Annotated in this window: 25 protein-coding genes and 2 pseudogenes; 11 read left to right on the plus strand and 16 right to left on the minus strand. The window is 42.4% G+C overall.

Going from position 1 to position 24,529, the window contains the following annotated elements:
* The first annotated feature begins 193 nt into the window (after positions 1-193).
* The 3 genes from BFI01S_RS22305 to BFI01S_RS05945 all read left to right on the plus strand — a co-directional run bounded on the left by BFI01S_RS22305 (position 194) and on the right by BFI01S_RS05945 (position 1,101).
* The gene (locus BFI01S_RS22305) at positions 194-325 is read left to right on the plus strand and encodes a YuzL family protein (protein WP_076258846.1); all 132 of its coding nucleotides are present in this window, start codon (positions 194-196) and stop codon (positions 323-325) included.
* A 140-nt stretch (positions 326-465) separates the two neighbouring features.
* Entirely contained in the window at positions 466-738 is a 273-nt protein-coding gene (locus BFI01S_RS05940) for a hypothetical protein (RefSeq protein ID WP_035329342.1), read from the plus strand.
* A gap of 15 nt (positions 739-753) precedes the next feature.
* Positions 754-1,101 (plus strand): spore coat protein, encoded by a 348-nt coding sequence (locus BFI01S_RS05945; RefSeq protein ID WP_061791786.1) that lies wholly within the window; start codon positions 754-756, stop codon positions 1,099-1,101.
* A 78-nt stretch (positions 1,102-1,179) separates the two neighbouring features.
* On the opposite strand, the gene BFI01S_RS05950 is transcribed toward BFI01S_RS05945, so the two are convergent.
* From BFI01S_RS05950 to BFI01S_RS05970, 5 genes are all read right to left on the minus strand, one after another.
* A complete protein-coding gene (locus BFI01S_RS05950) occupies positions 1,180-1,428 on the minus strand; it encodes a YusU family protein (protein WP_061791787.1) in 249 nt (82 codons plus the stop codon).
* Positions 1,421-2,188, minus strand: coding sequence for an IucA/IucC family C-terminal-domain containing protein (locus tag BFI01S_RS05955; protein WP_061791788.1), 768 nt, complete (start codon positions 2,186-2,188; stop codon positions 1,421-1,423). The genes BFI01S_RS05950 and BFI01S_RS05955 overlap by 8 nt, the downstream gene beginning before the upstream one ends.
* Positions 2,181-3,008, minus strand: a complete 828-nt coding sequence (locus BFI01S_RS05960; protein ID WP_061791789.1) for an ABC transporter ATP-binding protein — start codon at positions 3,006-3,008, stop codon at positions 2,181-2,183. Before BFI01S_RS05960 ends, BFI01S_RS05955 begins: the two co-directional genes overlap by 8 nt.
* Before the next feature lie 81 nt (positions 3,009-3,089).
* Positions 3,090-4,145, minus strand: a complete 1,056-nt coding sequence (locus tag BFI01S_RS05965) for a FecCD family ABC transporter permease (RefSeq protein WP_061791790.1) — start codon at positions 4,143-4,145, stop codon at positions 3,090-3,092.
* Positions 4,145-5,146, minus strand: coding sequence for a FecCD family ABC transporter permease (locus BFI01S_RS05970; protein WP_061791791.1), 1,002 nt, complete (start codon positions 5,144-5,146; stop codon positions 4,145-4,147). The genes BFI01S_RS05965 and BFI01S_RS05970 overlap by 1 nt, the downstream gene beginning before the upstream one ends.
* Positions 5,147-5,371: 225 nt before the next feature.
* On the opposite strand from BFI01S_RS05970, the gene BFI01S_RS05975 reads away from it, so the two are divergent.
* The 4 genes from BFI01S_RS05975 (at position 5,372) to BFI01S_RS05990 (ending at position 10,311) form a co-directional block, all read left to right on the plus strand.
* Positions 5,372-6,340 carry an ABC transporter substrate-binding protein gene (locus tag BFI01S_RS05975; RefSeq protein ID WP_061791792.1) on the plus strand — a complete coding sequence of 323 codons (969 nt, stop codon included), beginning with the start codon at positions 5,372-5,374 and terminating at the stop codon, positions 6,338-6,340.
* A gap of 267 nt (positions 6,341-6,607) precedes the next feature.
* Positions 6,608-8,101, plus strand: a complete 1,494-nt coding sequence (locus tag BFI01S_RS05980; RefSeq protein ID WP_061791793.1) for a spore germination protein — start codon at positions 6,608-6,610, stop codon at positions 8,099-8,101.
* A 54-nt stretch (positions 8,102-8,155) separates the two neighbouring features.
* Entirely contained in the window at positions 8,156-9,256 is a 1,101-nt protein-coding gene (locus BFI01S_RS05985) for a GerAB/ArcD/ProY family transporter (protein WP_061791794.1), read from the plus strand.
* Positions 9,253-10,311 (plus strand): Ger(x)C family spore germination protein, encoded by a 1,059-nt coding sequence (locus BFI01S_RS05990; RefSeq protein WP_061791795.1) that lies wholly within the window; start codon positions 9,253-9,255, stop codon positions 10,309-10,311. The genes BFI01S_RS05985 and BFI01S_RS05990 overlap by 4 nt, the downstream gene beginning before the upstream one ends.
* A 31-nt stretch (positions 10,312-10,342) precedes the next feature.
* Here the strand turns inward: BFI01S_RS05990 and rodA are convergent, their stop codons facing one another.
* The 3 genes from rodA to BFI01S_RS06005 form a co-directional block, all read right to left on the minus strand.
* Positions 10,343-11,515: a rod shape-determining protein RodA gene (gene rodA / locus BFI01S_RS05995; protein ID WP_035329332.1), complete on the minus strand. Its 1,173-nt coding sequence runs from the start codon at positions 11,513-11,515 to the stop codon at positions 10,343-10,345.
* Positions 11,516-11,765: 250 nt separating this feature from the next.
* Positions 11,766-12,548 (minus strand): DUF4931 domain-containing protein, encoded by a 783-nt coding sequence (locus tag BFI01S_RS06000; protein ID WP_061791796.1) that lies wholly within the window; start codon positions 12,546-12,548, stop codon positions 11,766-11,768.
* Positions 12,549-12,791: 243 nt separating this feature from the next.
* Positions 12,792-13,556: a FixH family protein gene (locus BFI01S_RS06005; protein WP_235831114.1), complete on the minus strand. Its 765-nt coding sequence runs from the start codon at positions 13,554-13,556 to the stop codon at positions 12,792-12,794.
* A gap of 295 nt (positions 13,557-13,851) precedes the next feature.
* Between BFI01S_RS06005 and spoIIP the strand changes: the two genes are divergently transcribed.
* A complete protein-coding gene (gene spoIIP / locus BFI01S_RS06010; RefSeq protein ID WP_061791797.1) occupies positions 13,852-14,985 on the plus strand; it encodes a stage II sporulation protein P in 1,134 nt (377 codons plus the stop codon).
* Positions 14,986-15,221: 236 nt separating this feature from the next.
* Entirely contained in the window at positions 15,222-15,968 is a 747-nt protein-coding gene (locus BFI01S_RS06015) for a (S)-benzoin forming benzil reductase (protein WP_061791798.1), read from the plus strand.
* Positions 15,969-16,000: 32 nt separating this feature from the next.
* Here the strand turns inward: BFI01S_RS06015 and BFI01S_RS06020 are convergent, their stop codons facing one another.
* The 7 genes and pseudogenes from BFI01S_RS06020 to BFI01S_RS06045 form a co-directional block, all read right to left on the minus strand.
* Positions 16,001-16,636, minus strand: a complete 636-nt coding sequence (locus BFI01S_RS06020; protein ID WP_061791799.1) for an adenine nucleotide alpha hydrolase family protein — start codon at positions 16,634-16,636, stop codon at positions 16,001-16,003.
* 242 nt (positions 16,637-16,878) lie between these two features.
* Positions 16,879-17,529 (minus strand): annotated as a pseudogene (locus BFI01S_RS06025) (amino acid ABC transporter ATP-binding protein); the annotation flags it as partial.
* Positions 17,438-17,749: pseudogene (locus tag BFI01S_RS22315) on the minus strand (transporter substrate-binding domain-containing protein); the annotation flags it as partial. The pseudogenes BFI01S_RS22315 and BFI01S_RS06025, both read right to left, overlap by 92 nt.
* 194 nt (positions 17,750-17,943) lie before the next feature.
* Positions 17,944-18,522 carry a peptide deformylase gene (def, locus tag BFI01S_RS06030; protein ID WP_061791800.1) on the minus strand — a complete coding sequence of 193 codons (579 nt, stop codon included), beginning with the start codon at positions 18,520-18,522 and terminating at the stop codon, positions 17,944-17,946.
* Positions 18,515-18,706, minus strand: a complete 192-nt coding sequence (locus BFI01S_RS06035; RefSeq protein ID WP_061791801.1) for a helix-turn-helix transcriptional regulator — start codon at positions 18,704-18,706, stop codon at positions 18,515-18,517. The genes def and BFI01S_RS06035 overlap by 8 nt, the downstream gene beginning before the upstream one ends.
* A 213-nt stretch (positions 18,707-18,919) precedes the next feature.
* On the minus strand, positions 18,920-20,410 hold the full coding sequence (locus BFI01S_RS06040) for a potassium/proton antiporter (RefSeq protein WP_061791802.1): 1,491 nt from the start codon (positions 20,408-20,410) through the stop codon (positions 18,920-18,922).
* A gap of 359 nt (positions 20,411-20,769) precedes the next feature.
* Entirely contained in the window at positions 20,770-21,066 is a 297-nt protein-coding gene (locus tag BFI01S_RS06045; RefSeq protein WP_174521683.1) for a hypothetical protein, read from the minus strand.
* Between the two features lie 347 nt (positions 21,067-21,413).
* Here BFI01S_RS06045 and liaG point away from each other — a divergent pair, with 347 nt between their 5' ends.
* A complete protein-coding gene (gene liaG, locus BFI01S_RS06050) occupies positions 21,414-22,268 on the plus strand; it encodes a LiaG family protein (RefSeq protein WP_061791803.1) in 855 nt (284 codons plus the stop codon).
* A 349-nt stretch (positions 22,269-22,617) separates the two neighbouring features.
* Here liaG and BFI01S_RS06055 read toward each other — a convergent pair whose 3' ends face one another.
* Positions 22,618-23,622 carry an LLM class flavin-dependent oxidoreductase gene (locus BFI01S_RS06055; protein ID WP_061791804.1) on the minus strand — a complete coding sequence of 335 codons (1,005 nt, stop codon included), beginning with the start codon at positions 23,620-23,622 and terminating at the stop codon, positions 22,618-22,620.
* 141 nt (positions 23,623-23,763) lie between these two features.
* Between BFI01S_RS06055 and BFI01S_RS06060 the strand changes: the two genes are divergently transcribed.
* Entirely contained in the window at positions 23,764-24,480 is a 717-nt protein-coding gene (locus BFI01S_RS06060; RefSeq protein WP_048008430.1) for a 3-ketoacyl-ACP reductase, read from the plus strand.
* Positions 24,481-24,529 lie beyond the last annotated feature (49 nt).

Consider the following 24,529-nt stretch of genomic DNA (forward strand, 5'->3'; position numbering starts at 1 on the left):
ATCTCTTCTGAATGAGTTCTGTTAATTATAACTATAAAATATTTGCAAAATTTACGCAACGATTTTAAGCGGAAATTTAAAAATGTTTTGAAATTTAGTGGTGTCCAGCTGTAATTTTTTTGTGCAATTTGTGATAAGTGTTTTGGACACTCTAAAAAGGAAACATTCTTAGTTCGTGACGGAGGTGAAAGAAATGGGAAAAATGAAAAAAGATCCTTCTAAGGCAGGAGTCAGTGCTGCAAGCGTCCAGGGAGATGCTGGTCCTACCGTTGAAAGGGAAGGACCTAAGAAAAGAAATAGCCAAAATAATCAATATAAGCGATGAGCCGTTTGCTGCCTCCGGTCTATTTATAGTTTGCATTATGCATATAGGTAAATCATCTTCAGCAGAATAGCAAACACTTTTCAGAGGCAAGATATCTTCGAAAACAATTTTTAGCGCTATTAGAATTGGAGGGACAAATTATGCAGCAGCAAAATATGAACATGCAGAATCAGCAGGGCATTATGCAGCAGCCTCCTGCTGTCATTTCCACTAAAGATGCCCTTTACTTAACAGATATGCTTTCCTGGAACCTTCTTGCCTGTAAAAAAGCACATTTTTACGCGCAGCAATGCCAGGACCAGGAGCTAAAAACACATTTCGAGCAATGCGGACAAATGCATCAGCGCCACTACGAGCAGCTGCTTGTTCATTTAAATCAGCAAAGCCAGCAAAATTTTATGGGAATGCAATAGGAGGGGGCCTTGAAAATGAACCAGAATCAAAACCCAAACACGATTCAAAATCCCGAAACCCCGGTAAATAAAACACCGCAAATGAATGAGCGGGATTTTACAAATGATCTTCTGTCTACTGAAAAGTATATGACAGATGCCTATTCGGTGGCCTTAAATGAAGCAAGCCATCAGAGTCTATATCAGGATATTCTTGCAGCATTCAATGAAACACAAAACCAGCAGAGGGAACTTTTTAACCTCATGTTCAGAAAAGGCTGGTACAAAGTTGAAGCTGCAGATCAGCAGAAGCTTCAGCAGTCCTATCAGCAGTTTCAGGGCTATACCAGTCAATTGCCTTATGGCAATGGCCAGATGCAATAGGAAAAGCGACATAACAAAATCCTAAAAAACAAAACCGCTGCTTTTGATGGCAGCGGTTTATTTAAATACAAAATGTCTTTACTTTTTTTTGCTTCTCATCTCTTCATTCAGTTTTTTTATTTCAGCTATCAGAGTTTTCATTTCCTCTTTTGCATCAGGATATGTATCATTCCAGTGCTTGGCTAAAGGAGGCATGGATTTCGCAATAAAAGAGTAAAGTGCCCAAGCTTCAACCTTTTCTTTTAACTCCGGAGAGGCCTCGCCGATTAGGAGTTCGGTATATTTTTCAAGCAGGCCATCCAGCTGTTCCTTCAAATGATCATTCATCAGGATTCCTCCTTTTACTGCTGCAGGAATGTGGACAAGTCCCGCATCGTTTACCGCTGCTGGTCAAGTAGGAATAGCAGCATGTTTTCCTGTGCCTTACTGCTGTGCCGGTGTTTTCAATCACCATTTTCCTGCTGTCAAATTTCTTTAAGGGATTGGTATATTCACAGCCGAATAAATTGCCTGAAGCTTCCTCCAGGATAAACCTATAATCTTCAGCTGCCCTTACCGAATGTGTTTCCAATGGTAAAATCTTTTCGTAAAGCCAGAACAGATAAATCGCAATATTCTCCCAAAGAATTAATTTTGAGATTTTTGCTTCGCTGGCTATTCTATTGATCAGCGGAAAGATATGGCCATTAAAAAGAGTGCGCACAGCATCCTCTCTCCATTGTTCCCTATCCGTATCAGCACTCTGGCCCTGAAGGCGGGTAAAGCGAAAGCCCGGAAGCCACAGCCCCTCTCTTTCCTGACTGACAAATGTTACATTTTCATGCCTGATATCCAATTTTACGTTCCAGGACGTCATGCAATACAAGTAAATGACAGGCAGAAAGGCATACCTCTTAATTAAAATAGAAGCTGCCGTTTTGTTATCAGGTGCTCCTAAATGGTTTTTCACTTTATCCAGATATGCACCCGTTTGACTTGTGTCCAGCAAATTTTCCACTTTAATGGTTAAAGGTGAGCTTTTCCCTGAATCCCGTGCAAGTCTGAACTGCCCGAGCGCTTCCGCCTGCTCTCCTGTTAATTTAATCATCCTTAAAGCCCTTGCCCTTCAAAATACATCGCCCTTTTCCATAAGGGATGCAAAGCGGTGTGCCGAATAACGGGTCCATCGTCACTTCGCATTCCATGCCAAATACATTTTTAACTAATCCGCAGTTAATGACATGTTCCGGCTTGCCCTGAGCAAAAACCTTTTGATTTTTTATCGCCACAATATTATGAGCATAGCGGCAGGCCAAATTCAGGTCATGAAGCACCATGACGATTGTTCGCTTTTCCTTTTCATTCAGCTCGAATAATAAATCAAGAATTTCAATTTGATGTGTCATATCCAAATAGGTTGTTGGCTCATCCAGCAGAATGGTATCTGTATCCTGTGCGAGAGTCATGGCAATCCAGGCCCTCTGACGCTGCCCTCCGGACAGGGAATCCACTGTACGGTCTTTCAGTTCTTCCATTCCTGTTGCCTTTAAAGCATTTCTGACTTTTAATTCGTCTTCAGTAGACCATTGCTTTAGCCAGGTTTGATAAGGGTATCTTCCCTGTTTGACAAGCTGCAGCACTGTGAGTCCTTCCGGAGCCGAAGGAGATTGGGGCAGAATCGCCATCTTTCTGGCAACATCTTTCGTGGAAAGTTTGGCTATAGCCTCACCTTCCAATAAGACAGCACCAGATTTCGGCTTTAGAAGCCTGGCAATAGACCTTAGCAATGTCGATTTCCCGCAGCCATTTCCACCAATAAATACAGTGATTTCCCCTTTAGGTATTTCCAGGTCCAGTTCATTAATAATAATGGTGTCTCCATATGACAAGGTTAAGTCTCTTGTAGCGATTGCTTGCCCTGCTGTCATCTCTGCCCTCTCCTTTTCCTAATATTTATATCTATAGGCTCTCCAGTTGCCTGTATCATACGAGCTTCAAGCTTTTCCAGCTTATGCGTTTCTTGTCTTGAAAAGCAGGTAAATAAAGTAAGGTGCGCCGATGCTGGCTGTAAACACCCCCGCCGGAATTTCAAGCGGCGAGAACAAAGTCCTGCCTATCAGATCGGCTGCCATGACCAGGATTCCGCCAATCAGAGCAGAAGCCGGAAGCAAAGCGCCAAAAGCAGAGCCTACCATCCTTCGCGCCATATGAGGAGCCATTAAGCCGACAAAGCCTATCCCTCCGCCGAATGCGACAGCTCCTCCAATTAATGCCGTGCTGACCATCAGCAGCAGAAAACGGTATTTCTGTACAGTGCTGCCTACACCCATGGCAATATCATCGCCAAGTTCCTGGATATTAACATTGCGCGCCAGAATAAACGCAAGTACTAGAAACACGAGTGTCCACGGGACTAAAATTGCGACATTATCCCAATTCGAACCGTAAACTGTCCCGGTTATCCAGATATTCGCCTGGCTGGCCTGGTAAATTGGCCCAAAGACCATCATCAAAGTGGTCAGTGCCTTCATTAAGCTTGCAAGCCCAATCCCAATTAAGACAAGGCGTATTGGCGACACTCCATCCTTGTAGGCTAGAAAATAAACAAGGAAAGCCAAAATAGCAGCACCCGCAAAAGCAGCAAGAGGCATCCAATTAATACTTACAGTTAATGCATTGTTTTTATTACTAAAGAAAGCAAGAAAACCTACAACTGCTACAGATGCTCCCCCTGTAATCCCGATAATATCAGGAGATGCAAGCGGATTTCTTATAATACCCTGCAGGATTCCCCCCGCAGCAGCAAGCGCCATTCCCACCATTAAGGCAACGATGATTCTTGGGAGTCTGAATGACTGAATGATCAGCCTGTCCATATCCGAGCCCCCGCCAAAGAATACCTGCACTACCTTTAGAGGGCTGATCTTCATTTCACCTGTACCGGTGCTGATCACGAAGACTACAGCAGCCGCTGCTGCCAATAATAAAAATGTGATAAGTGCTTTCCGGTTTACTAAAAAAGATATCTTATCGCCCAAAAGGCGCAGATTATAATATTTTTTCATTATTTATTGAACCCCCTTCTGGCAATATACACAAAGAAAGGAGTTCCAATGACGGCGGTCATGACGCCAACAGGTACTTCCTGCGGCATGATGATGTACCTGGATGCAATGTCTGCAATCAGAAGGAGCATTCCGCCAAGAAGACCTGCATAAGGAATAACCCAGCGGTGATCAATGCCAACGACAGCCCGGGTCAAATGTGGAATGACAATGCCGAGGAAGCCTATGGGACCTGCGACAGCTACCGCTCCCCCTGACAGAAGAACGATAACAATGCCTGCGCCCAGTTTAAGCAATCCTGTTTTCAGGCCCAGCCCTTTCGCTACGTCCTCACCCATTGACAGGACATTCAATTTTCCAGCAATGATGAGGGAAAAGATCCAGCCGGCCAGTAAATACGGGAAAACAGATGCGAGGGTCTCAAGCTTCCTGCCGGACACAGATCCTGCCAGCCAAAACAGCACCTGTTCCAGGGCAGTCTCATTAATGACGAGAAAGCCTTGTGTCATCGAAGCAAACATGGCACTCATCGCCGCACCGGCAAGGGTTAATTTCATCGGTGTCAGCCCTTCCCTGCCGATAGAGCCGATAATATATACAAATATAAATGAAACAGCAGCTCCCAGAAATGAAACCCATGTAAAGACCTGCAGATTACTGATGGAAAATAGCGTTACTGTAATGACAACTGCAAATCCGGCACCTGCGTTGATCCCGAAGATCTCAGGAGCAGCAAGAGGATTCTTTGTTAATGACTGGAGCAGGACACCCGCAATCGCTAAGCTTGCCCCTACTGCCGCTGCAATCAATGCTCTCGGCAGACGGACAGATTGAATGATTATGTGTTCATTCGTACCATCGAAGTTTGTAAATGCATCAATTGCCATCTTCCAGGTTGTATCGGTATATCCGTATACAATACTGAAAGACATTAATACTAATAATAGGAGAGCTGCTGCAAATAGCCCAGCCCATCTCAGAGAATTTGTTTTTAATAGCATAGAGAGACCCTTCTTGCGTCTATTTAATAAGGTTTAGTTACATTTTCAGTCTATTGTACAGAGGATTAGCTGTCAATGAGTTTGAAAATCATTTTCATTAATCATTTCAAAAATTAAATGAAAATGATTTTCAATTACCTCTTGACAATTTAAAGCGTTCACATTACTATAAAAGCATCAAATGAAAATGATTATCATTAACAACGCAAAATGGAGGAGTACATAATGAAATTCAAGTATTTACTTGCCATTCTTTCAGTTTTCACAATCTTGTTCCTTGCTGCCTGCGGGAATAGCAGCGAACAGGATGAGAAAGCCGATAAGGAAAAAGAAGGAACCAAATCAGAAGATACAAGCTATACAGTTGTGCATGCAATGGGCACAACTAAGCTTGATAAAGCACCTGAAAAAGTTGTCATTTTGACAAACGAAGGTACAGAAGCATTACTTTCCTTGGGTGTTACTCCAGTTGGTGCCGTTCAGTCCTGGACTGGAAATCCGTGGTATGACCATATCGCTGATGATATGAAAGATGTTCAGGTTGTGGGAACAGAGAGCGAAGTCAATGTAGAAGCAATCGCAGCGCTGCAGCCGGACCTTATCATCGGCAACAAGATGCGCCAGGAAAAAATCTATGATCAATTAAATGATATTGCCCCTACTGTCTTTGCTGAAACATTGCGCGGAGACTGGAAGGAAAATTTCGAGCTTTACGCCAAAGCACTCAATAAAGAAGGAGAAGGCAAAAAAGTCCTTGCTGATTATGACAGCCGCATCGAAGAAATTAAAACTAGCCTTGGCGATAAATTAAACCAGGAAGTTTCCATTGTCCGTTTCATGAATGGGGACGTTCGCATCTACCATAAAGACTCCTTCTCAGGCGTCATTCTTGATCAAATTGGACTTGCACGCCCGGAAAGCCAGAATGTAGATGACTTCGCTGAGGTAAATGCAACAAAAGAACGCATTCCTGCCATGGATGGAGATGTATTATTCTACTTCACATATGAAACGGGCGATGGCGAAGCAAACAAGCTTGCAAAAGAATGGATTGAAGATCCATTATTCAAAAACCTTAAAGTAGCTCAGGAAGGCAATGTTCATGAAGTCAGTGACACCATCTGGAACACTGCAGGAGGCGTGATTGCTGCTAACCTGCTACTGGATGACATTGAGAAATACCTTGTGAAGTAAATGCAAAACTTGTGATTGCGCTCCCATAATACCCCCTCTTTTATGAGAGCTCAAATATATACTAGATTCAGCGCCTGCCCAGCGGACTAGAGCGGCCAGGCGCCAGAGCTGGACAAAAAGGAACCCGACCCAGGTTCCTTTTTTTATTTGCCCTCACTATTTCCTTATATTTTCCCGACATCCAACCTTTTTTTATTGCCTTCCATTCATAAGTTTTCCAAAACCGGCAACAATAAGCGTAATGCCGAAAATGATGGTGATTTACCTATGAGGAAATGGTTGAAGAATAAGCGGATTAAAGAGGATGTAGAGCATAAGGAATGGGAGCAATCCTTCATTAAATCCAAAGACTTTAAAAAAATCTTTTATTATAACCAAAAAACGAATGTGCGTTTTGGACTTACTTTCATGGCTACTTTAATCGATGAAAATATTATCCAGGATGGTATTCTCCCTAATTTGCTGGAAGACGAGTTCAGCGAAATCGAAGACATTAAACAGCTTGTTCCTGTGGCTGATGTACAGATTTGCGACGACCCTTCTTTAATTGAACAAAAGCTGATGAATGGCTACGTCATGCTGACGATTGAGACAGAGCTCAAACATTTCGGCTTTATAGCTGCGCAAAAAGAAATAGTCAGAGGTCTCAGCCACCCTGAGGTTGAGTTTTCTGTTATCGGTCCTAAGGAAGCCTTTGTAGAATCTATGGGCCAAAATTTGAATTTAATCCGGAAACGTCTGCCTGTAAAAGAACTGATCATTGAAGAATTCACACTGGGAAGCCTGTCAAAGACTTCAGTCGCAATACTTTATATGGAAAATATCACGAATGAGGATAATGTAAACACTGTCAGGCAGAGACTTAAGAATGTGAAATTTGATGCCATCACAGACAGTTCCTATATTGTCCAGCTGATTAGCGACAACTCCAATTCCCCTTTCCCGCAGCTGCTTGATACAGAGCGGCCTGACAGGGTCGCGGGAATTTTGGCAGAGGGAAAAATCGCTATTGTGGTTGACGGCTCACCCCATGTATTAATAACGCCAACCACTCTCGTTGAGTTTTTCAGCTCTTTTGAAGATTATTTTTTAAATTGGATATTATCTTCTTTTTTCCGGCTGATCCGTTTGTTCGCGGTTGCGTTTTCTATTCTGATTACACCTATTTATGTAGCAACTCTTTCATATCATTATGAACTCATTCCCAAGGATTTGATGAGTACTTTAATCACATCAAGGCGGGAGATTCCATTTCCTCCTATTCTTGAAGCGCTGTTTCTGGAGCTTACGATTGAATTGCTTCGCGAGGCTGGGGCACGTCTTCCGACGAAGGTCGGCCAGACAATCGGTATCGTGGGAGGAATTGTAATAGGAACTGCATCTGTAGAAGCAGGCCTGACGAGTAACGTCCTGCTTATTATTGTAGCCCTTGCAGCTCTCGCTTCCTTTACAACACCTGTTTACAGAATGGGCAATACTATTCGTTTGCTTCGCTTTCCTTTTCTGTTTTTCGCAGAGTTATGGGGCCTGCTCGGAATTGTATTTTGCTTCTGTGTACTGTTGACTCATTTAACCAGGCTGACTTCACTTGGAAGGCCATTCCTTGAACCGCTCTACCCCCCTCGGGTGGTGGATATGAAGGATGCCCTTATCCGGCTTCCATTTGAAAAACAATCCAAAAGGCCGATTTTCTTAAGGACTAAGAACCCTATCCGCTTTAACAAGAAAAAAGCAAAAAAGAAAAAAGATATTGATGAATAATGGAGCTGGTATCTGCACAGAGCGTTTTGAGATTATCATATGGAGGTGAACCAGATGAAGGAACAGCCAATACCAGAGAGATTACAAATTTCCCCCTTTTTAGTATTTTACATGGTCATGTCTATACAAATCGGAATTGGCGTATTAGGGTATCAGAGGATTATTGCAATGGATGCAGGATACGATGCCTGGATATCCATATTATTTGCCGGCGGATGCATTCATGTAATTGTTTGGCTGATCTATAAAATCTGTGAGACTGCTGGCGGTGATATTGTAACTGCACATAAATACGTCGCAGGAAACTTTATTGGCAAAGCACTCAGCGCCATTTTCATTGCCTATTTTATCCTGTTTTCTTTAACAGTACTAAGGACATTTATAGAAGTCATACAGGTTTGGATGTTTCCGGAAATCAGCACCTTCTGGTTCTCCTTTGCCTTTATGGCACTTTGTGTATACATTATTTTTGGGGGATTTAGGACAGTCGTGGGTATCGCATTCTTTGGGCTTGTTTTGCCGGCCTACCTTCTCCTCACATTTGGCTGGGCGATTAAATTCTCCAACTTTTACAATCTGCTGCCCATTTGGGATCATTCCATAAAAGAGCTGCTTACTGCATCTTACCATATGTCCCTTGCTTTTATTGGGTTTGAAAGCATCATTTTTTTCTACCCTTTTATTAAAGAACCAAAAAAATCACAGAAATGGGCTCATTTTGCCGTATTGACAACTACTATTATATACACGATTTTAGCCATCATTACCTTTGCCTATTTTTCCGAAGACCAGCTTTCTAAACAAATTTGGCCCAGCTTAACAATGTGGAAAATAGTTGAAATGCCCTTTGTTGAACGATTTGAATATATTGGGATTGCCAACTGGAACTTAATCATTCTTCCTAATGTGTGCATATCCGTCTGGATCGCCTCAAGGCTCATTAAAAGGGTTTTTAATATCCGCCAGAAAGCGGGCGTGTTTTTTGTTGTAGCCGCAGTGCTATCCATTATAAATTTTTTGGATACAAGGAAAGAAATCAATACGCTTAATGACTATGTTGGTAAAATGGGATTTATTTTTAACTTTATTTATATTCCTTTGCTTTTTGCTGCTGTCATGATGACCAAAAAGCTGAAAAAGGGGAAAAAGAAATGAAAAAACAGCTGCTTATCTGTCTTGTGCTGCTGCTTTCCGGCTGTGTGGACAAAGAAATATTGGATGAGATTAACATTGAAGTAGGGGTTGGCTACGATTTAGCAGAGGATTCAAAAGACAAATACAGAGGGACAGTATTATTTCAGGAATTCCAGCCTGATAAAAGTGTGATAAACCGGACCTTTTCAGGAAGTGGAAAGCTCCGCCAAGATCTTTTATTAGATGTGACCCGGCAATCATCTGAGCCCGTAGTGACAGGCGGGTTAAAGGTGGCCGTCTTCGGACCTGAGATTTCAAGAGAGGGGATCTATGACTTGATAGATTCTTTTCAAAGAGACGCAAGTATAGGAGCACGGGTATTTGTTGTGACCTCTGAGGATAAAGCTGAAGATGTGATGAAGGGAGAGTATGGAACAAGGGGCAATTCAACTTACATATATAATTTGATACAGCATAATATTGATCATCGGGATATTCCGAAAACCAACCTTCACATTGTCTCCCGTGATTATTATGAGACAGGTAAAGATACTTTTCTTCCCCGCATCAAAAAGATTGCGGATGATAAAGTGGAGATAATTGGAGTCAGCCTTTTCGACAAGGATAAGGAGGTAGAAATTCTGCCTTTAAAGGATTTGTTCTTTTTTAAACTGCTGGTTGACAAATATAGTCAAGGAAATTTCGATGTTAAGTTAGAAAAAGGAAATCTTGCTGCTGTTAAGAGTATTAAATCCAAACATAAAATTAAAATTATTGATAATCACGCTTCCATTAACATTAATATTGAAGGCATTATCCGTGAGTATACCGGCAGAAAGCTGACTTCAGAAGTGGTTAATGACGTTGAAAAAAAACTGGAGAAAAAGGTTGAAAGGGAATGCCTCAAGCTGCTGAAGCAGTTTCAGGAGCTTGGAATCGATCCAGTTGGGCTGGGCCAAATTAAAAAAACACAGCATCGGAAATTTGATTATAAAAAGTGGGAGGATGAATATAAAACGCTTGAATTTGATGTAAAATGCAATGTCGATGTCGAAGAAACCGGCATTATTGAGTAAGAGCGGGCTGTATTAAGCCCGCTCTTTCTATTTAATCACTAGTCGAGAACATATATTTTTTATAATGGTAGCGAATGGAGAAAATCAGCCCCATGGCCAGCATATTCCCCATCAGCGAGCTTCCTCCATAGCTGATGAAAGGAAGCGGAATGCCTGTGATGGGCAAAAGGCCGATGGTCATTCCGATATTTTGAAAGACATGGAATGTAACCATGCTGATAACACCTACACAAATATAGGTGTAGAAATTGTTCTTCGTTTCCATGCCAATCTTGGTAATATGGTAAATCAGCAGAAAGAAAAGGCTGACAACAATGCTTGCCCCTACAAAACCAAATTCTTCACCTACAATACTGAAAATAAAGTCGGTATGGCTTTCCGGCAAATAGACCTCCCTCGTTCCATATCCTTTCCCGCTTGTTTCCCCGGATCCAATGGCAAGGAGAGAACGCGTCAGCTGAAATCCGGTTGAACTTTGGTAATTATAGGGGTCAATCCAGGAATAGATGCGTGCAAACTGATATTCCTTTACTCCCAGATACTTCTCAAGGATATCCGGATGCCATAAAACAAAATATAAAATGGTGCCTGCAAAAGCCGCTCCTGTTCCAAATATAGGGGCCAGCAGCTTCCAGCTGATTCCTGAAATGAAGATCATGCCAAGCATGATTGCCAGAAATACAAGGCTTGTCCCTAAATCGGGCTGCTGCATAACCAGCAGCAGGGGCACCATTGTTAATCCAGCCAATTTAATCAGCAGCCATAAATCAGTCTGCATGGTTTTGTATTGATTTTTTTGATGATGCTCGTCGATCGTTTTTGCCAATACCAAAATAATGAACACTTTAACAAGCTCAGCTGGCTGAAGGGAACCCATCCCCGGAACCTTGTACCATGCTTTTGCCCCATTAATGACAGGGGCTATGCTTGCTGGCGCCACAACCAGGAATCCAAGCAGTACAATGCCCAGGCCATACACATACCAGGAAATCTTCTTCAGCTGATCGGAATCCAGTGTGATTACCGCAGCGATGATTCCTGTTCCAACGGCATACCAGACAACCTGCTTCAAAAGGAAGTTTTCTGTATATTGTCCTGTTGTTTGTGCGCTGTAAATAGATATGGCACTTACCAGGAATAGCAGCATCAAGATTAATACTAAGCCCCAATCCAGCTTAGGGGGTGTATATCGATTTGAGGTCATGATCATTCTCCTTTAAAAAACAAAAACCATTTGCCTTTAGCTTTTAAGGCATAACGGAACAGCGCAAGGAATAGGATATGTACGTCACATTATTCCTCGCTACAATATTTCATTATATTTTTTATAGAGATAAATCACAACTTCTAAAAGCGAATGGTTATTATTTCAAATTTTTACGATTACTGAGAATAGATATTTACGGCCATATTCAGCATAGTCTAAGATACTCTTTATTCGAATACAAAGGGTATTAAGACCCGGTTTTAAACTCCCCGCTGAAATATCTCACTTTTATATCATCTCTCATCCACTCGAGATTATTAGGCACCTGAGGGATGCTGTAGCCGATGAAAATAGGCGTTGTAATATAGCGCGGAACAATCTTCGCGTAAATCTCCCTGCCCAGCTTGTAGAAAAACAAGTTATAACTATTGCTTGGGAAAGGGAAGGCATTCAGAATATAATGGGCAGCAGTCTGAATACATTTCGCAAAGTACGGAATATCATCCTGATCGGCAAGCTTCACATTGAATTCATAAAAGCCTATTCTCGGGGAAGTCGATAAAGTGAACACCGTGCCGCTTTCCTCATGAATGAGGAGCCCTTCAAAATCCTGCGCCTGAATTTTTTCCTTGTAATCTATATTTTTTAATCCCACAATCTGCATATGCGGGTGAGCGATACTTCCCCCGGATAATGGGCCATGGTTTTTGAAAAATAATACAGACTCATATTCCCCGCTTTCTTCCATTAGCAGCCAATGCTTTAAACCAAATGAAATTAACTTGACCAAATGCTCCTCAGGGTAAAACGACAGCTCACCGTCACATTGATCCGTTTCAATCAGCACCGTCTGATAGGAGTTTTCAAGAACAGGAAACTTATTTTTCAGCAAAATGATTGAATCCTCAACGGCAATGATATCCATCAGCTCCTCCCTTGCACAAAAAGGGCAGCTGATATCCTTATTCCGAATGCTATTAGGCTTTTGGACCCCAATTCCCGTATTAAAATGCAAATGTGTATCTGACATCTCTCTGACACCTGCTTTTCTGTAATCTCTCCTTTTATATTATCACGAAACCGGGATTGGGGTATCTGTGCCAGTTTCTTTGGTCCTCTTGATCGAAGTTGCTCTTGGGGCTCGGGGAGGGGTTCTGACTTTCAGAGGCTTTTTCCGGGGTTTTGTGTCCGATGTTTCCATCAAGACTGAATTAAAAAATCCCCCTCCAATTAAAAATCAGCGGGGATATTAATCAACCCCGCTGAAAAGTTTTTATTGCACCGTTAATTCAGTTTCTGAGTGCTCGTGAATGTCGTCGCCTTTTTCCACATGTGTCGTGATGGTGTATGTGCCTGCATTTGTAAACTGATGGCCGGCTGTGTAATTGCCCGGCTCTGTTTCAGACATATTCACCCATTGAGGTGTTGCACCATTCAGTGAGATTTCAAGCTTTACTTTAGCATCCGCCAGCGGTTCCCCTTCGTTTTCAACCAAGGCAGATAATTGTGTTTGTTCGTTCGCATGGATTTGGTCAGGGGCCTGCAGCTCAATGGATACCTCACCGCCATGCCCGTGAGAGTGGCCTTCTTCATGGCTCTCATTTTCCTGATCATGCCCCGTTCCTGAGTCCTCCGCTTTTGCTTCACCAACTTGTACCGAAACCATTGGCATGGTATGCTGGCTCCTTGCCGTAACATGGGACTGAACATAGTAGAGGCCTTCCTCAGTAAAAGTATGATCAGCAGTATATTTACCCTCTGAGCCGTGCTTTGCCTCTATCATTTCACCGTTTTCTTTTTGTCCTTCCTGCCAGATTTCAAACTTCACCTCATCCGCATCTGTTACAGCCTCATCGCCTTGTTTGACAGTGACAGCAAGGGCTGCCTCCTCGCCAGGGTTCATAGTTTCAGGCACCTCGATGACAGCTTCAATAATTTGCGGCACTTCACCGTTTTTTGCAGGCTTTTCTTCTTCTGATTGGCTGCACCCGCCAAGAACAAGTAACCCCGCCATTATGCTGAATAATATCTTTTTCAATTGAATGTCCCTCTCTTTATCTATATTGTTCTTTGATAAGATAACTATAATAGCCATTTGTGATAAAACAATGAAATCTTTTCAAAAAATAAAAGGACCTTTCAGGCCATTTAAGATTTAGTACAAAGGATTTCTTTTAATATGTATTTTATACTATATGGATGCAAGATCATTCAGGACCACTTTTTTGTCCTCTTCTTTCGTGATATCTTCTGTAGCCTCTTTTATATTAAGGAAATCCCCTATCTTCTAAATCAGCTTATCCGTCATATATTTAGAGAGTGGAGGGATTTATATGAATTCTAAATTAAATGTCCATTCTATTTTCTTTTATATAAACAGCTGGCTTTTCAGTATTTGTGCCGTAGTGGCACTAGCCGGGGCTATTACGCTTTATCCGGCTGCCTTTTCTTCGTCACATATGAATGTGCTGCTGAAGGATATTAAAGCCGGCCAGCTCTTCATTCACTTTTTGAAAGCTGAAAACCATTATTTTTATAAGGAAGCTCCTGCTGATAGCTACTCCCTGTCCGGAACCCTTTTTAAGCTGGCAACCAACACACAGCCGCAGGATATTAGAACGTTCCTTGGCCGGGAGCTTCCTGGTTTTTCGATTTTTGATACCGGTATTGCCGTTGCCGGAGAGGGTACCGATTTTACCAACCTGCCAGTGGAATCTGCCCCTCCTCTTGAAGTTCTTTTAAAAGAAAAAGAACTGGCCATGAATAACGGCCAAAATGAGGAAAATGCTGCTCCCCCGGTAATTCCTGACGAAAAAGGGGTTTTCATTTACCATTCCCACAGCTGGGAATCGTTTGCTCCGTTATTAAAAGATGTAAAGAATACAGATGAGGCCGTCAGTCCCAATGAACAGGTGAATGTTATTGCTGTCGGGAAAAAGCTTAGTGAAGAACTGGCCAGAAAAGGCATAGGTGCTGAGCATGATAAAACCAACATAGCCGCAGAACTGAAAAAGAAGGGCTGGAACTGGGAAAATTCCTATACGATGTCCAGAGAAACGGTTCAAACTGCCATGACAGAGAATAAAGATGTTAAATTCCTAATCGATATTCACAGAGATTCGCTGCCCCGCGGGAAAACAACCGCATTAATTGGCCAGGAGCCATACGCCCGACTGTTTTTTGTCGTCGGCAAGGAGCACAAAAACTATGAGCAGAACTTAAAAGTGGCTACTGAGCTCCACCAGGCACTGGAAGTAAAATATAAGGGAATTAGCAGGGGGGTCATTGTGAAAGGAAAAAGTGAAGGCAACGGCATATACAACCAGGATCTTTCCGAACGGGCCCTTCTGATGGAGTTCGGAGGTGTGGAAAATAATTTGGATGAACTGAATAATTCCATTAAAGCATTTGCGGATGTGTTCAGTGATTATTACTGGAAGGCAGAGCCGGTCAATGCGAAAGATTAGCGCTTGTCATTATTGTCTCCTGTTTACTTTTTTCAGCACCTATTTTCTTTACCTTCTGTTTGGCATAAGCACGATAACGGCTGCCTGCCTGTTTTCAGGAATTACCCTCTCCATTATCAATTTAATAGAGGATGAAATGAAGGCATTCAGACAGGAACACAATGGCCGATACAGGAAAAAATAATTGTTTTCTGCTTTAATAGTAGATAATGAAGCAGAAAATAGGAGTGATTAAAGTGAAATTGGCTATTATAACAGGCGCATCAAAAGGGTTAGGAGCTTCCATTGCCAGGAGAATGATGACTGAAGGAACAGGAATCATATCTGTATCAAGGACCGAAAACCCGGAATTGGCGAAACTTGCTGCAGAGAACCACGTATTCTACGCTCAATATTTCTGCAACCTGTCCTCACCGGATGAGCTTGAATCTGTTTTCAGCAAACTGACAGCACTATTGCAGGAAAAACAGCCGGAGACCGTATATGTATTTAACAACGCAGGGGTCATTGATCCAATCGGTACAGCCGGGAATCTCAATCATGCGGCATTTATACAAAATGCTCACGTTAATCTGATTGCTCCCATTATGATTTCGAACATCCTGCTGCGTGAAGTTTCAAGTGATATGGTCATTGTCAATATTACTTCAGGCGCTGCGGAAAGGCCCATACAGGGGTGGAGTGCATACTGCAGCACAAAAGCCGGAATAAATATGTTCACGGAAACTGCTGCATTGGAATTGCAGACAGCAGGAAGCAGCCATAAGATTATTGCCTTTAGCCCAGGTGTCATGGACACAGATATGCAGAGAACCATTCGTTCTTCAGCGAAGGAAGCATTTCATGATCTGGAGAAATTCCAGGAATATAAGGAGAAAGGAATGCTAAGGGATACGGAAACTGTGGCAAACGCATTGGTCGGCCTGCTGCTGCATAAGGAGATTGAGAGCGGAAAAGTATATTATGTAAACGACTTAATTTAAATATGTTAAAAGCCGGCTGCGGGCCGGCTTTCTTATTTATCTTCCAATATATTACTATCAACAACACCATCGTGAATACGCAGCACTTCATGGCTATTTTCTCTTTGTATCACAAAAAAACCATTTGAGAAGTCGGAGGATAATTCTTTAAAGAAGAGGCCCTTTATTCCATTGTCGTGACTTTCTCCAATGATTAGATGATAATCGGAGCCTTTTTTGACGATCTGGGCCGGCAGCCCTTTATCTGTATCATCAGAAGGGTCATGGACCTTTCTGGAAACTTCTGCGACAAGAATATCCACCCCATCAAGCAGCTGGAATAATTCATTGACCAGCGAAGGCTTTACCATGCGCTCCAGCTTGGTTTGTACAGCCTGTCCAAGAATAATCTGGGTAATATTATACTCCTGAACCACTTCAGCGATCACCCTGGCAGTTTTCTTGCCCCCAGCATTCTTGGCAAGCATCTTCAGCCCGTATTTCTCTGCTAAACTTTCGAACAAGTATTTTGTCTGAAGCTCGTTAAAGTTAAACTCTTCCTGTTTCCGGTTTTCTACGGAGAGAATATAGCCCCCTCCCTGAAAAGCTTCCTTCAGTTTTTTTCCTCTCTGGGCCAGTCTTTCCGCATGATTGGGATTGCTTACACAAATTAAAATATTTTCCTTCATTTTAACACCTCTCCCACCGGATTCTATTTTCAGTATAGCACGAATACCATGGAATAAACCCCGCGGCAAAAGGGCACCCTTAAATATGTTTAAATCAATTAATTATTTTTAGAAAATATGAATAAGAACTTCTCTGCCCGGACATACTAATCCTACAAGTGTAAATCCCCCTTTTTTCCGCTTCCTGTTAAGGAAGCATTTTTTTTTATAAAATTGACCCCTGCCTTTCTGCAGAGGCCTGTTTATTGAATTAAATTCAGGAACTGGCTGGTGCGCACTTCTTTTGGACTGGAGAATATCTGTTCAGGTTTGCCGCGTTCCACGACAATACCGCCGTCCATGAAAATGATTTCATCCGCTGCTTCCCTGGCAAATCTCATCTCATGAGTAACGGCCACCATCGTCATTCCTTCAGCGGCCAGATCCTTCATCACCTTCAGCACTTCTCCAACTAGTTCAGGGTCCAGTGCCGAAGTAGGCTCATCAAATAGCATAACCTTTGGTTCCATTGCAAGAGCCCGTGCAATCCCTACCCGCTGCTGCTGGCCGCCTGAAAGCTGAAAAGGATAATAGGCAGGTTTATCCGTTAAACCAACTTTTCTTAAAAGCATTTCCCCCTTTTCCTTTGCCATTTCCTTTGATTCGCCTTTCACTGTAACCGGCCCCTCCATGACATTTTCGAGTGCAGTCATATGCGGAAATAAGTTATAGTTCTGAAAAACCATTCCCGTAAGGCGCCTGAAGGGAGGTATTTGCCTTTTCAAGACCTTCTGAGAAAAGTCGAGGACTTGATCGTCTATGGCAAGCAGGCCTGAAGTAGGCTGCTCCAGTACATTTAAGCACCGCAGCAAGGTCGTTTTTCCGGATCCGGAAGGTCCGATCACTACAATTAAATCCGTCTACTCCTACAATTTCCGGACCATATGATTTTGCCATATCAGCATAATTGCTTGTCATGGACTGTGCGGCCTTCAAACCCTCTATGTCTTCAAAGCTCGAAACTGAATCATTAGTTTCATGTGTAATCAGAACTGCTGAAGAAGAAATATAAGGATCTGAAAAATCATATTTCTCCTGACGATCAGGGCGAATCCCCACCTGGTTTGCAATCAAAAGGCAGCAATAATCAAAATTCACCCAGAGGGATCTGATCTTCAAGCTTTTCATTTAGCCTGATATTCGTTTCAGCAGTTTTATCATCCATTTACCTAATCCTCCTTTTGTTATTGTTTGTTATAAATGGTTATTAAATATTTACCACATTCTATTTCCATAAAACAAAAAGCATAAACCCATGGCCTATGCTTCTAAAAGTTCTCCATAACCGAGTGTTCCGGAACTTTGAACGGATCATTTTTATCAATTCGATCGTAAAACATAATTCCGTTAAGATGGTCGATTTCATGCTGCATGATGATAGAAGGAATCCCCTTAAATCGGAGTGTCACTTCCTCTCCATCAAAATTATGTGCTTTTACCTTAATACGCTCATAACGGGGCACATACCCTTTTACATCACGGTCTACAGACAAACAGCCTTCACCCTCCGGAAGAAAAATGACACCGACAGAGTGGCTGATAATTTTCGGGTTAATTAAATAATGCTCCTGGGGTTCACCTTTTTCATTGGTAAAATAAGCAGTAAACATGCGCTTGTTCAGGCCAATTTGGTTGGCGGATAATCCAATGCCCGGTCGCAAACCATATTTCTTTGCAATGGCAGGATCCTGACTGTTCTTCAAATACTGCATCATCGCAATCAGCGTTCCGCGATCTTCTTCAGTCAAAGGCACTGTGACTTCCTTTGTTACTTCACGCAGGATCGAATCACCCTCACGTACAATATCCTTCATCGTAATGATTGTATCAGCATTAAATTTACTCATAAATAAACAATTCATCTACCTTTACTTTTAATGTTTTAGAAATTTTAAAAGCGAGCTCCAGTGTGGGATCATATTTATTATTTTCGATGCAGTTAATTGTCTGCCTGGCTACACTGCATTCGTGAGCGAGCCTTTTCTGAGTTATTCCCAGCTTTTTTCGTATTTCCTTTATTTTATTTTTCATCCTGCCACCTTTTGGGCCGAAACTGTTCTCATGGTAGCATTTCAGATGGCAGGATGTCTAATACTTTGGACATTCGCAGCTGCACAGAAAATTTTTCCGCGAAAAATTGAAGATAACGACGAAATTTTGATTTTATCCGTGATTTAACTTGCATTATCCGCGAAAATGCAAAAAACCAGTGCAGATCCTCTCCACACTGGTTCCTTATTTTGCCTACGCCTCTGCCTCAATCAAAGTCTCAGCTGGTTTTTTCTTTTTCAGCAGCAGCTTGAGCTCTCTTTTATATTTTCTCTTAGTAAGGATGTAAAGAAAATCTCCCTGCTCAATTTGGGTGTTGCCTGTTGGAGTAATTAACTCATCTTTACGAATGATTGCATTGACAAGTGAGCCTTCAGGAAAAGGAATCTCCATCAGATTTTGCCCGACAATGAATGCATCTTCTTTGATTTCGAATTCAATCATTTCAGCATCTGCTTTCCCAAGGGAAACCAATTCCAGGGAATGCATGGGAGTAGCCTTCTCAGGCCCAGTCAGACCGAGCTTTTCAGCTAACAAAGTAATTGTTGATCCCTGGATAAGAGCGCTGGTCAGGACAACGAAAAAGACAACATTGAAAATTTCGTGACTGCCTTCCACGCCGGATAACAGCGGAAAAGTGGCCAGCACAATTGGCACAGCCCCTTTTAATCCTGCCCAAGATAAGAAGATCAATTCTTTCATCGAAAAGCCCATTTTAATGGTGGTTAGGAAAACAGCAGCAGGTCTGGCAACAAATATGAGAAGTGCTGAAAGAGCCAGGCCTTTTAGCAAAATGTCTGATTGGAAAAGTTCATTCGGAAAGACCAGAAGGCCTAAAATAACGAACATCGCAATTTGCATCATCCAGGCAAAACCTTCCGTAAAACGGAAAACAGAGTGGCGATAAGCAATATCTGCGTTCCCAATCATAATACCCGCCACATATACAGCAAGAAGGCCGCTGCCTCCCAGATAAGCTGTTATTCCATATGTCAGCATGGCAAAGCCAGTTGCAAACACAGGATAAAGCCCGCTTGAATCCAAGTTAATTTTATTCAATGACCATATTGCGAACTTGCCAAACAAGAGACCGGCTATTGCTCCCACTCCCATTTGGATAAAGAAGGAACCAACAAGTGAAAAAATGCCGGAGCCGGGAATCATGATCAGCTCAATCATGGCAACTGTAAGGAACACTGCCATGGGATCATTGGAGCCAGACTCGGCTTCCAGTGTTGCGGAAATCCTTGGCTTTATATTTTGCCCTTTTAAAACAGCAAAAACAGCAGCTGCATCAGTTGAACCGACAATCGCACCAAATAGCACCGCGACAGGCCAATCTACACCGAGAATAAACTTTGCTGCCACAGCAACAAGTCCGGTGGTAATCACAACACCTAAGGTTGCCAATGATAAAGAGGGTACAATGACCGTCCGGGCTGTTTTCCAGTTCGTCTGCAGTCCGCCTTCAAACAAAATAATGATAAAGGCCAAAACCCCAATCATCTGCGCAATTCTCGCATTATCAAAATAAATGAATTGCCCCAATCCCATTCCGACCGCGATAAACAGAACAAGAGCGGGGACGCCAAGCCGTGCAGAAAATTTAGTTGTCATTACTCCAATAATAAAAAGAATAGCAGCCAGCAGGATAAGTGCATCAGTCTGCCAAATAAATTCAGCCAATACGATCACCTTCTTTATTCAGATTTAATTAAAGGATATAGGTTATAAAAAATGTTCTTTCTTTGTTGAGGATCTCTTTTTATTGCACCAGGAACAGGATAATGCCAGGAGAGATGATGACAGCAGCTCATTGCGGATCTTTAGCATAGTGCAAAGCTGCTATTCGAAAGAAGTGACAGTGAGACTGAGACGTTGGCTTTGTTATCTTTTGCCGCTTCCACTGTCTTTATCGTTTTTTCAATGTAACACAAATACATTATAACATATATTATGTAACATCTCACTTCATATGCATGCTTTTTTTAAAAAAATCGGACTTGCCCTTAGGCAAATCCGCTAAATTTCTTTAGATAGGTGGATCATCTCAGCTTCCATTTTATACTCCTTATAACCGCTTTTACAGACATTCGCTGCAGCCTGCACTCCCCATTGCCTTCATTGGTAATTGCACCCGTACACACCAGTTCATTATCAATTAAACCAGCCAGAAAAAATGCACCTTCAGCGCTGTATGTTTCTGTAAGGCAGTTCAAATCAGGATTTAACGAATGGTCAATAAATCCGGAGCGTTCCTCGAATCCTTTCAATATTAATTCTTTTGCAGCAGTTTCGTGATCTTTTGAGATCGGTACAATCTTTATATGCGATTGAATCATTTCAGCTCAAGCGCAGTCAGCTTTTTATCGCATACCTCAGGCTTGCCGACATTTCCAATAACATTTTTGATTTTCATAGATTCTCCTGTTTTTTCCTTTTATAATAAGATATTAGCAGTGAAAAGAAAATTCTTTTTAGAGAGTTACTATAGGCAGAGCCCCTCTCTACAACTTCTGCTGCAGTGTACATATTCAAGTTTGCACATCTTTCGCCGGACAAAAAGCTATATATTATATTCCGTAAGACTCAGGTCTTAGCTGAAATTAAACCTGGGGCTCAATGTGCATGAATGGAGATTAGCATAAAATATAATTAAGAAATTATTGAGGGAAAGCAGGGATTCATAGTGAAAAGGATCTTCACCATTTTTATCATTTTAGTCTGTTCCTATTTGCTCTTTACCGGCGTGAACAGCTGGCTCAGCTTTGGAGGAAGCAGTACCGAAGCTTCTCTCAGCAAGAGGACAGACCATATCAGCATAGATGTATCAAGCTCAGATACAGTCATTATTCCTGAAAAGAGGAATGATGTTAGAGCGGAGCTAGACGGTAAAGGCAAAGTTACCGTAAATAAATCAGGAAACGAAGTTCGTGTAGAATACAAAAGAAAGTGGCTGGATGGCTTTCAGTTTTTCAATAACAAAAGCAATCTGAAAGTTTACGTTCCTGAAGATTTTAATAAATCCATGTCCATTGACATCGGTTCCGGCAGTTTGAATTTCGCCGGTGAATCTGAGAGCAAACCTTTCGAGCTTAAGAGCCTGGATGTTAATATGAGCTCGGGAAAAGTCAGCCTGGCCAACATTAAGACGGATGAATTTGAGCATGAAGGCTCCTCGGGAATGATGGATGCAGATCACTTATTTGCCCGATCAGGCGATATAGATATGAGTTCAGGCAAAGTGAAGATCCGCAACTACCAGGGCAAGCTTGACGCCGGGGTCTCATCTGGACATCTCGATATAATGGTCGGCAAACTGATTGACTCTATTAAAGTGGAAGCCAGTTCAGGCTTTGTCCGCCTTGATTTGCCTGATGATGCAGACTTCACCTTAAAAGGCAAAGCAAGCAGCGGCCATATCAGCAGCACTTTCGAATTGGATGATGAAAAGCGGGATAAAAATGATATTTCAGGCAGGCATGGATCAGGTGAACATGACATCCGCATCTCTGTATCCAGCGGGAAAGCCGAAATTAATTAACTGCTGTATCAAAGCCCGGGAAACCGGGCTTTTTTGATGACGAATGAGGATTAAGACAGCTTCATTGCCGGATAGGAACAAATAGGGAGACAGGCAATCACTTATGTGGATAAATAAAAAGACGGGTATGTATGGGGATAACTTTTTGTTCCGATCATTATTTCTTTTGTGGATAACTCTATTGCCTCATTGAATTATCCACGCTGTGTGGATGAAACGGGCAAAAAACGCCTTTAATTGTGGATACTTCTGAAAAATTAAAAAAATCAATGAATTAGTTATGCACATTTTGAAATAATGAGATGTTCAAAATGAAAATAATCCTCAATCCGTGGATGAATTGTGAATACTAATTTTCACTTAAGCCGATAGCTTCGGCCAGCAGTGTGTACGAATTCAGCTTGCCTTGAAAGTCATGAATATTGGTAATGACCATAAATTCCTCTGTTCCGTAGATTTCGCTCAGCAGCTTCAATTCTTCCTTTACTGTTGCCGGAGTGCCAACTAACATCCGCTTGCGGTTTTCAGTAATTTTTTCTTTTTCATCATGTGTCAGCTGGATATCTTCAGCTTCTATGCTTGGGATTAATCTCGTATCCCTCCCTTTTTCAACTGCCAGAAGCCACATATCCTGGCTCAATGCCAGTTTTTCAGCCTCTTCCTGTGTCTCAGCGCATACAATAAAAATACACACATTTGCTTTCGGTTCAGCCAAAGCTGCTGAAGGCTGGAATTGACTGAAATATGTATCCATTGCTCTCTTTCCATTGGCAGGATTGATAAAGTGCCCATAGGTAAAGGCAGCTCCCGTTTCCGCAGCCAGCCTTGCTCCGCGATGTGTGATTCCAAGAAGCCACAATAGTGCAGGGTCTTCAGTCTCTGGAAAAGCTTTGACTTGCTGATAAGGATGTCCTTCTGGAAGCTCCTTGTTCAAAAACCCCTGCAAATCCCTAAGCTGTCTCGGGAATTCATTCAGACTTTTCCTTGCGCCATCTGTCAGGGCAAGCCGGGTGGATGCGGATCCTCCGGGGGATTTCCCAACGCCTAAATCGATTCTTCCTGGAAATAATGTCTGGAGAACATTAAAGTTTTCGGCAATTTTATAAGGACTGTATTGCGGCAAAAGAACTCCGCCCGAACCAACCCTGATTTGACTCGTGCTTGATGCAATATGTGAGATAAGAATTTCCGGTGAGGAGCCAGCCATTCCATTTGAATTATGATGCTCAGCCACCCAAAAACGAGTGTAGCCAAGCTGTTCTGCCATTTGAGCTAGCTTAACTGTTTTACGAAAAGTTTCAGCGGCAGTATCCCCTTTCGCCACGACTGATTGATCCAATACACTGAGCTTCACTAGATCTCCCCCTTTCATTTGAAGTGATCTTATCATAATGCCTGCAGCTTCCTCAAACGTGCCACCTGCGCAAGCGGTTTATTAGGAAATTCACCTCCTTTCTGGTAGTATATGAATGATTTTTTTAGAGGAGGAAAAACGATGCATACATTAAAAGGCAAAACAGCTCTCATCACGGGAGCAGGCAGAGGGATCGGCCGTGCAGCAGCCATAGCGCTCGCAAAAGAAGGCGTCCATATTGGTTTGCTTGGGCGCACGATTGAAAATCTGGAAAAAATGGCGGATGAACTTAGCCAGTACGATGTGAATGTATCTGCTGCAGCAGCCGATGTTGCCGACCTTGAAGCTGTTACTCATGCAGTCGAGCATATTAAGTCAGACCTTGGCTCTGTGGATATCCTGATTAACAATGCCGGAATCGCCAAGTTTGGAGGATTTCTGGAGCTTTCTCCCGCTGAGTGGGAAAGCATCATCAAAGTCAACTTAATGGGTGTTTATAATGTTACAAGAGCCGTTCTCCCTGAAATGATTGAACAGAAGTCCGGAGACATTATCAACATTGCATCCACAGCAGGCCAGAAAGGTGCGCCTGTCACCAGTGCATACAGCGCATCCAAATTTGCCGTTTTAGGCTTAACAGAGTCCCTGATGCTTGAGGTTAGAAAACACAATATCCGAGTTAGCGCGTTAACTCCAAGCACGGTTGCCACTGACCTTGCGATTGAAACAAACCTGACAGACGGCAACCCTGAAAAAGTCATGCAGCCGGAAGATCTGGCAGAATTCATGGTAGCACAGCTGAAATTGAACCCTCGGGTGTTTGTGAAAACAGCCGGCATGTGGTCGACAAATCCATAAGATTTAGCTGAAAGCCCCAATGCTGATAATTGGGGCTTTATGCTTCTGC

The sequence above is a fragment of the Cytobacillus firmus NBRC 15306 genome (assembly GCF_001591465.1).
Taxonomy (GTDB): Bacteria; Bacillota; Bacilli; order Bacillales; family Cytobacillaceae; genus Cytobacillus; species Cytobacillus firmus.

Coding starts and splice junctions, on each gene's coding strand:
- BFI01S_RS22305 (WP_076258846.1), top strand. CDS start 194: ATGGGAAAAATGAAAAAAGATCCTTCTAAGGCAGGAGTCAGTGCTGCA.
- BFI01S_RS05940 (WP_035329342.1), top strand. CDS start 466: ATGCAGCAGCAAAATATGAACATGCAGAATCAGCAGGGCATTATGCAG.
- BFI01S_RS05945 (WP_061791786.1), top strand. CDS start 754: ATGAACCAGAATCAAAACCCAAACACGATTCAAAATCCCGAAACCCCG.
- BFI01S_RS05950 (WP_061791787.1), bottom strand. CDS start 1,428: ATGAATGATCATTTGAAGGAACAGCTGGATGGCCTGCTTGAAAAATAT.
- BFI01S_RS05955 (WP_061791788.1), bottom strand. CDS start 2,188: ATGATTAAATTAACAGGAGAGCAGGCGGAAGCGCTCGGGCAGTTCAGA.
- BFI01S_RS05960 (WP_061791789.1), bottom strand. CDS start 3,008: ATGACAGCAGGGCAAGCAATCGCTACAAGAGACTTAACCTTGTCATAT.
- BFI01S_RS05965 (WP_061791790.1), bottom strand. CDS start 4,145: ATGAAAAAATATTATAATCTGCGCCTTTTGGGCGATAAGATATCTTTT.
- BFI01S_RS05970 (WP_061791791.1), bottom strand. CDS start 5,146: ATGCTATTAAAAACAAATTCTCTGAGATGGGCTGGGCTATTTGCAGCA.
- BFI01S_RS05975 (WP_061791792.1), top strand. CDS start 5,372: ATGAAATTCAAGTATTTACTTGCCATTCTTTCAGTTTTCACAATCTTG.
- BFI01S_RS05980 (WP_061791793.1), top strand. CDS start 6,608: ATGAGGAAATGGTTGAAGAATAAGCGGATTAAAGAGGATGTAGAGCAT.
- BFI01S_RS05985 (WP_061791794.1), top strand. CDS start 8,156: ATGAAGGAACAGCCAATACCAGAGAGATTACAAATTTCCCCCTTTTTA.
- BFI01S_RS05990 (WP_061791795.1), top strand. CDS start 9,253: ATGAAAAAACAGCTGCTTATCTGTCTTGTGCTGCTGCTTTCCGGCTGT.
- rodA (WP_035329332.1), bottom strand. CDS start 11,515: ATGACCTCAAATCGATATACACCCCCTAAGCTGGATTGGGGCTTAGTA.
- BFI01S_RS06000 (WP_061791796.1), bottom strand. CDS start 12,548: ATGTCAGATACACATTTGCATTTTAATACGGGAATTGGGGTCCAAAAG.
- spoIIP (WP_061791797.1), top strand. CDS start 13,852: ATGAATTCTAAATTAAATGTCCATTCTATTTTCTTTTATATAAACAGC.
- BFI01S_RS06020 (WP_061791799.1), bottom strand. CDS start 16,636: ATGAAGGAAAATATTTTAATTTGTGTAAGCAATCCCAATCATGCGGAA.
- def (WP_061791800.1), bottom strand. CDS start 18,522: ATGAGTAAATTTAATGCTGATACAATCATTACGATGAAGGATATTGTA.
- BFI01S_RS06035 (WP_061791801.1), bottom strand. CDS start 18,706: ATGAAAAATAAAATAAAGGAAATACGAAAAAAGCTGGGAATAACTCAG.
- BFI01S_RS06045 (WP_174521683.1), bottom strand. CDS start 21,066: ATGATTCAATCGCATATAAAGATTGTACCGATCTCAAAAGATCACGAA.
- BFI01S_RS06060 (WP_048008430.1), top strand. CDS start 23,764: ATGCATACATTAAAAGGCAAAACAGCTCTCATCACGGGAGCAGGCAGA.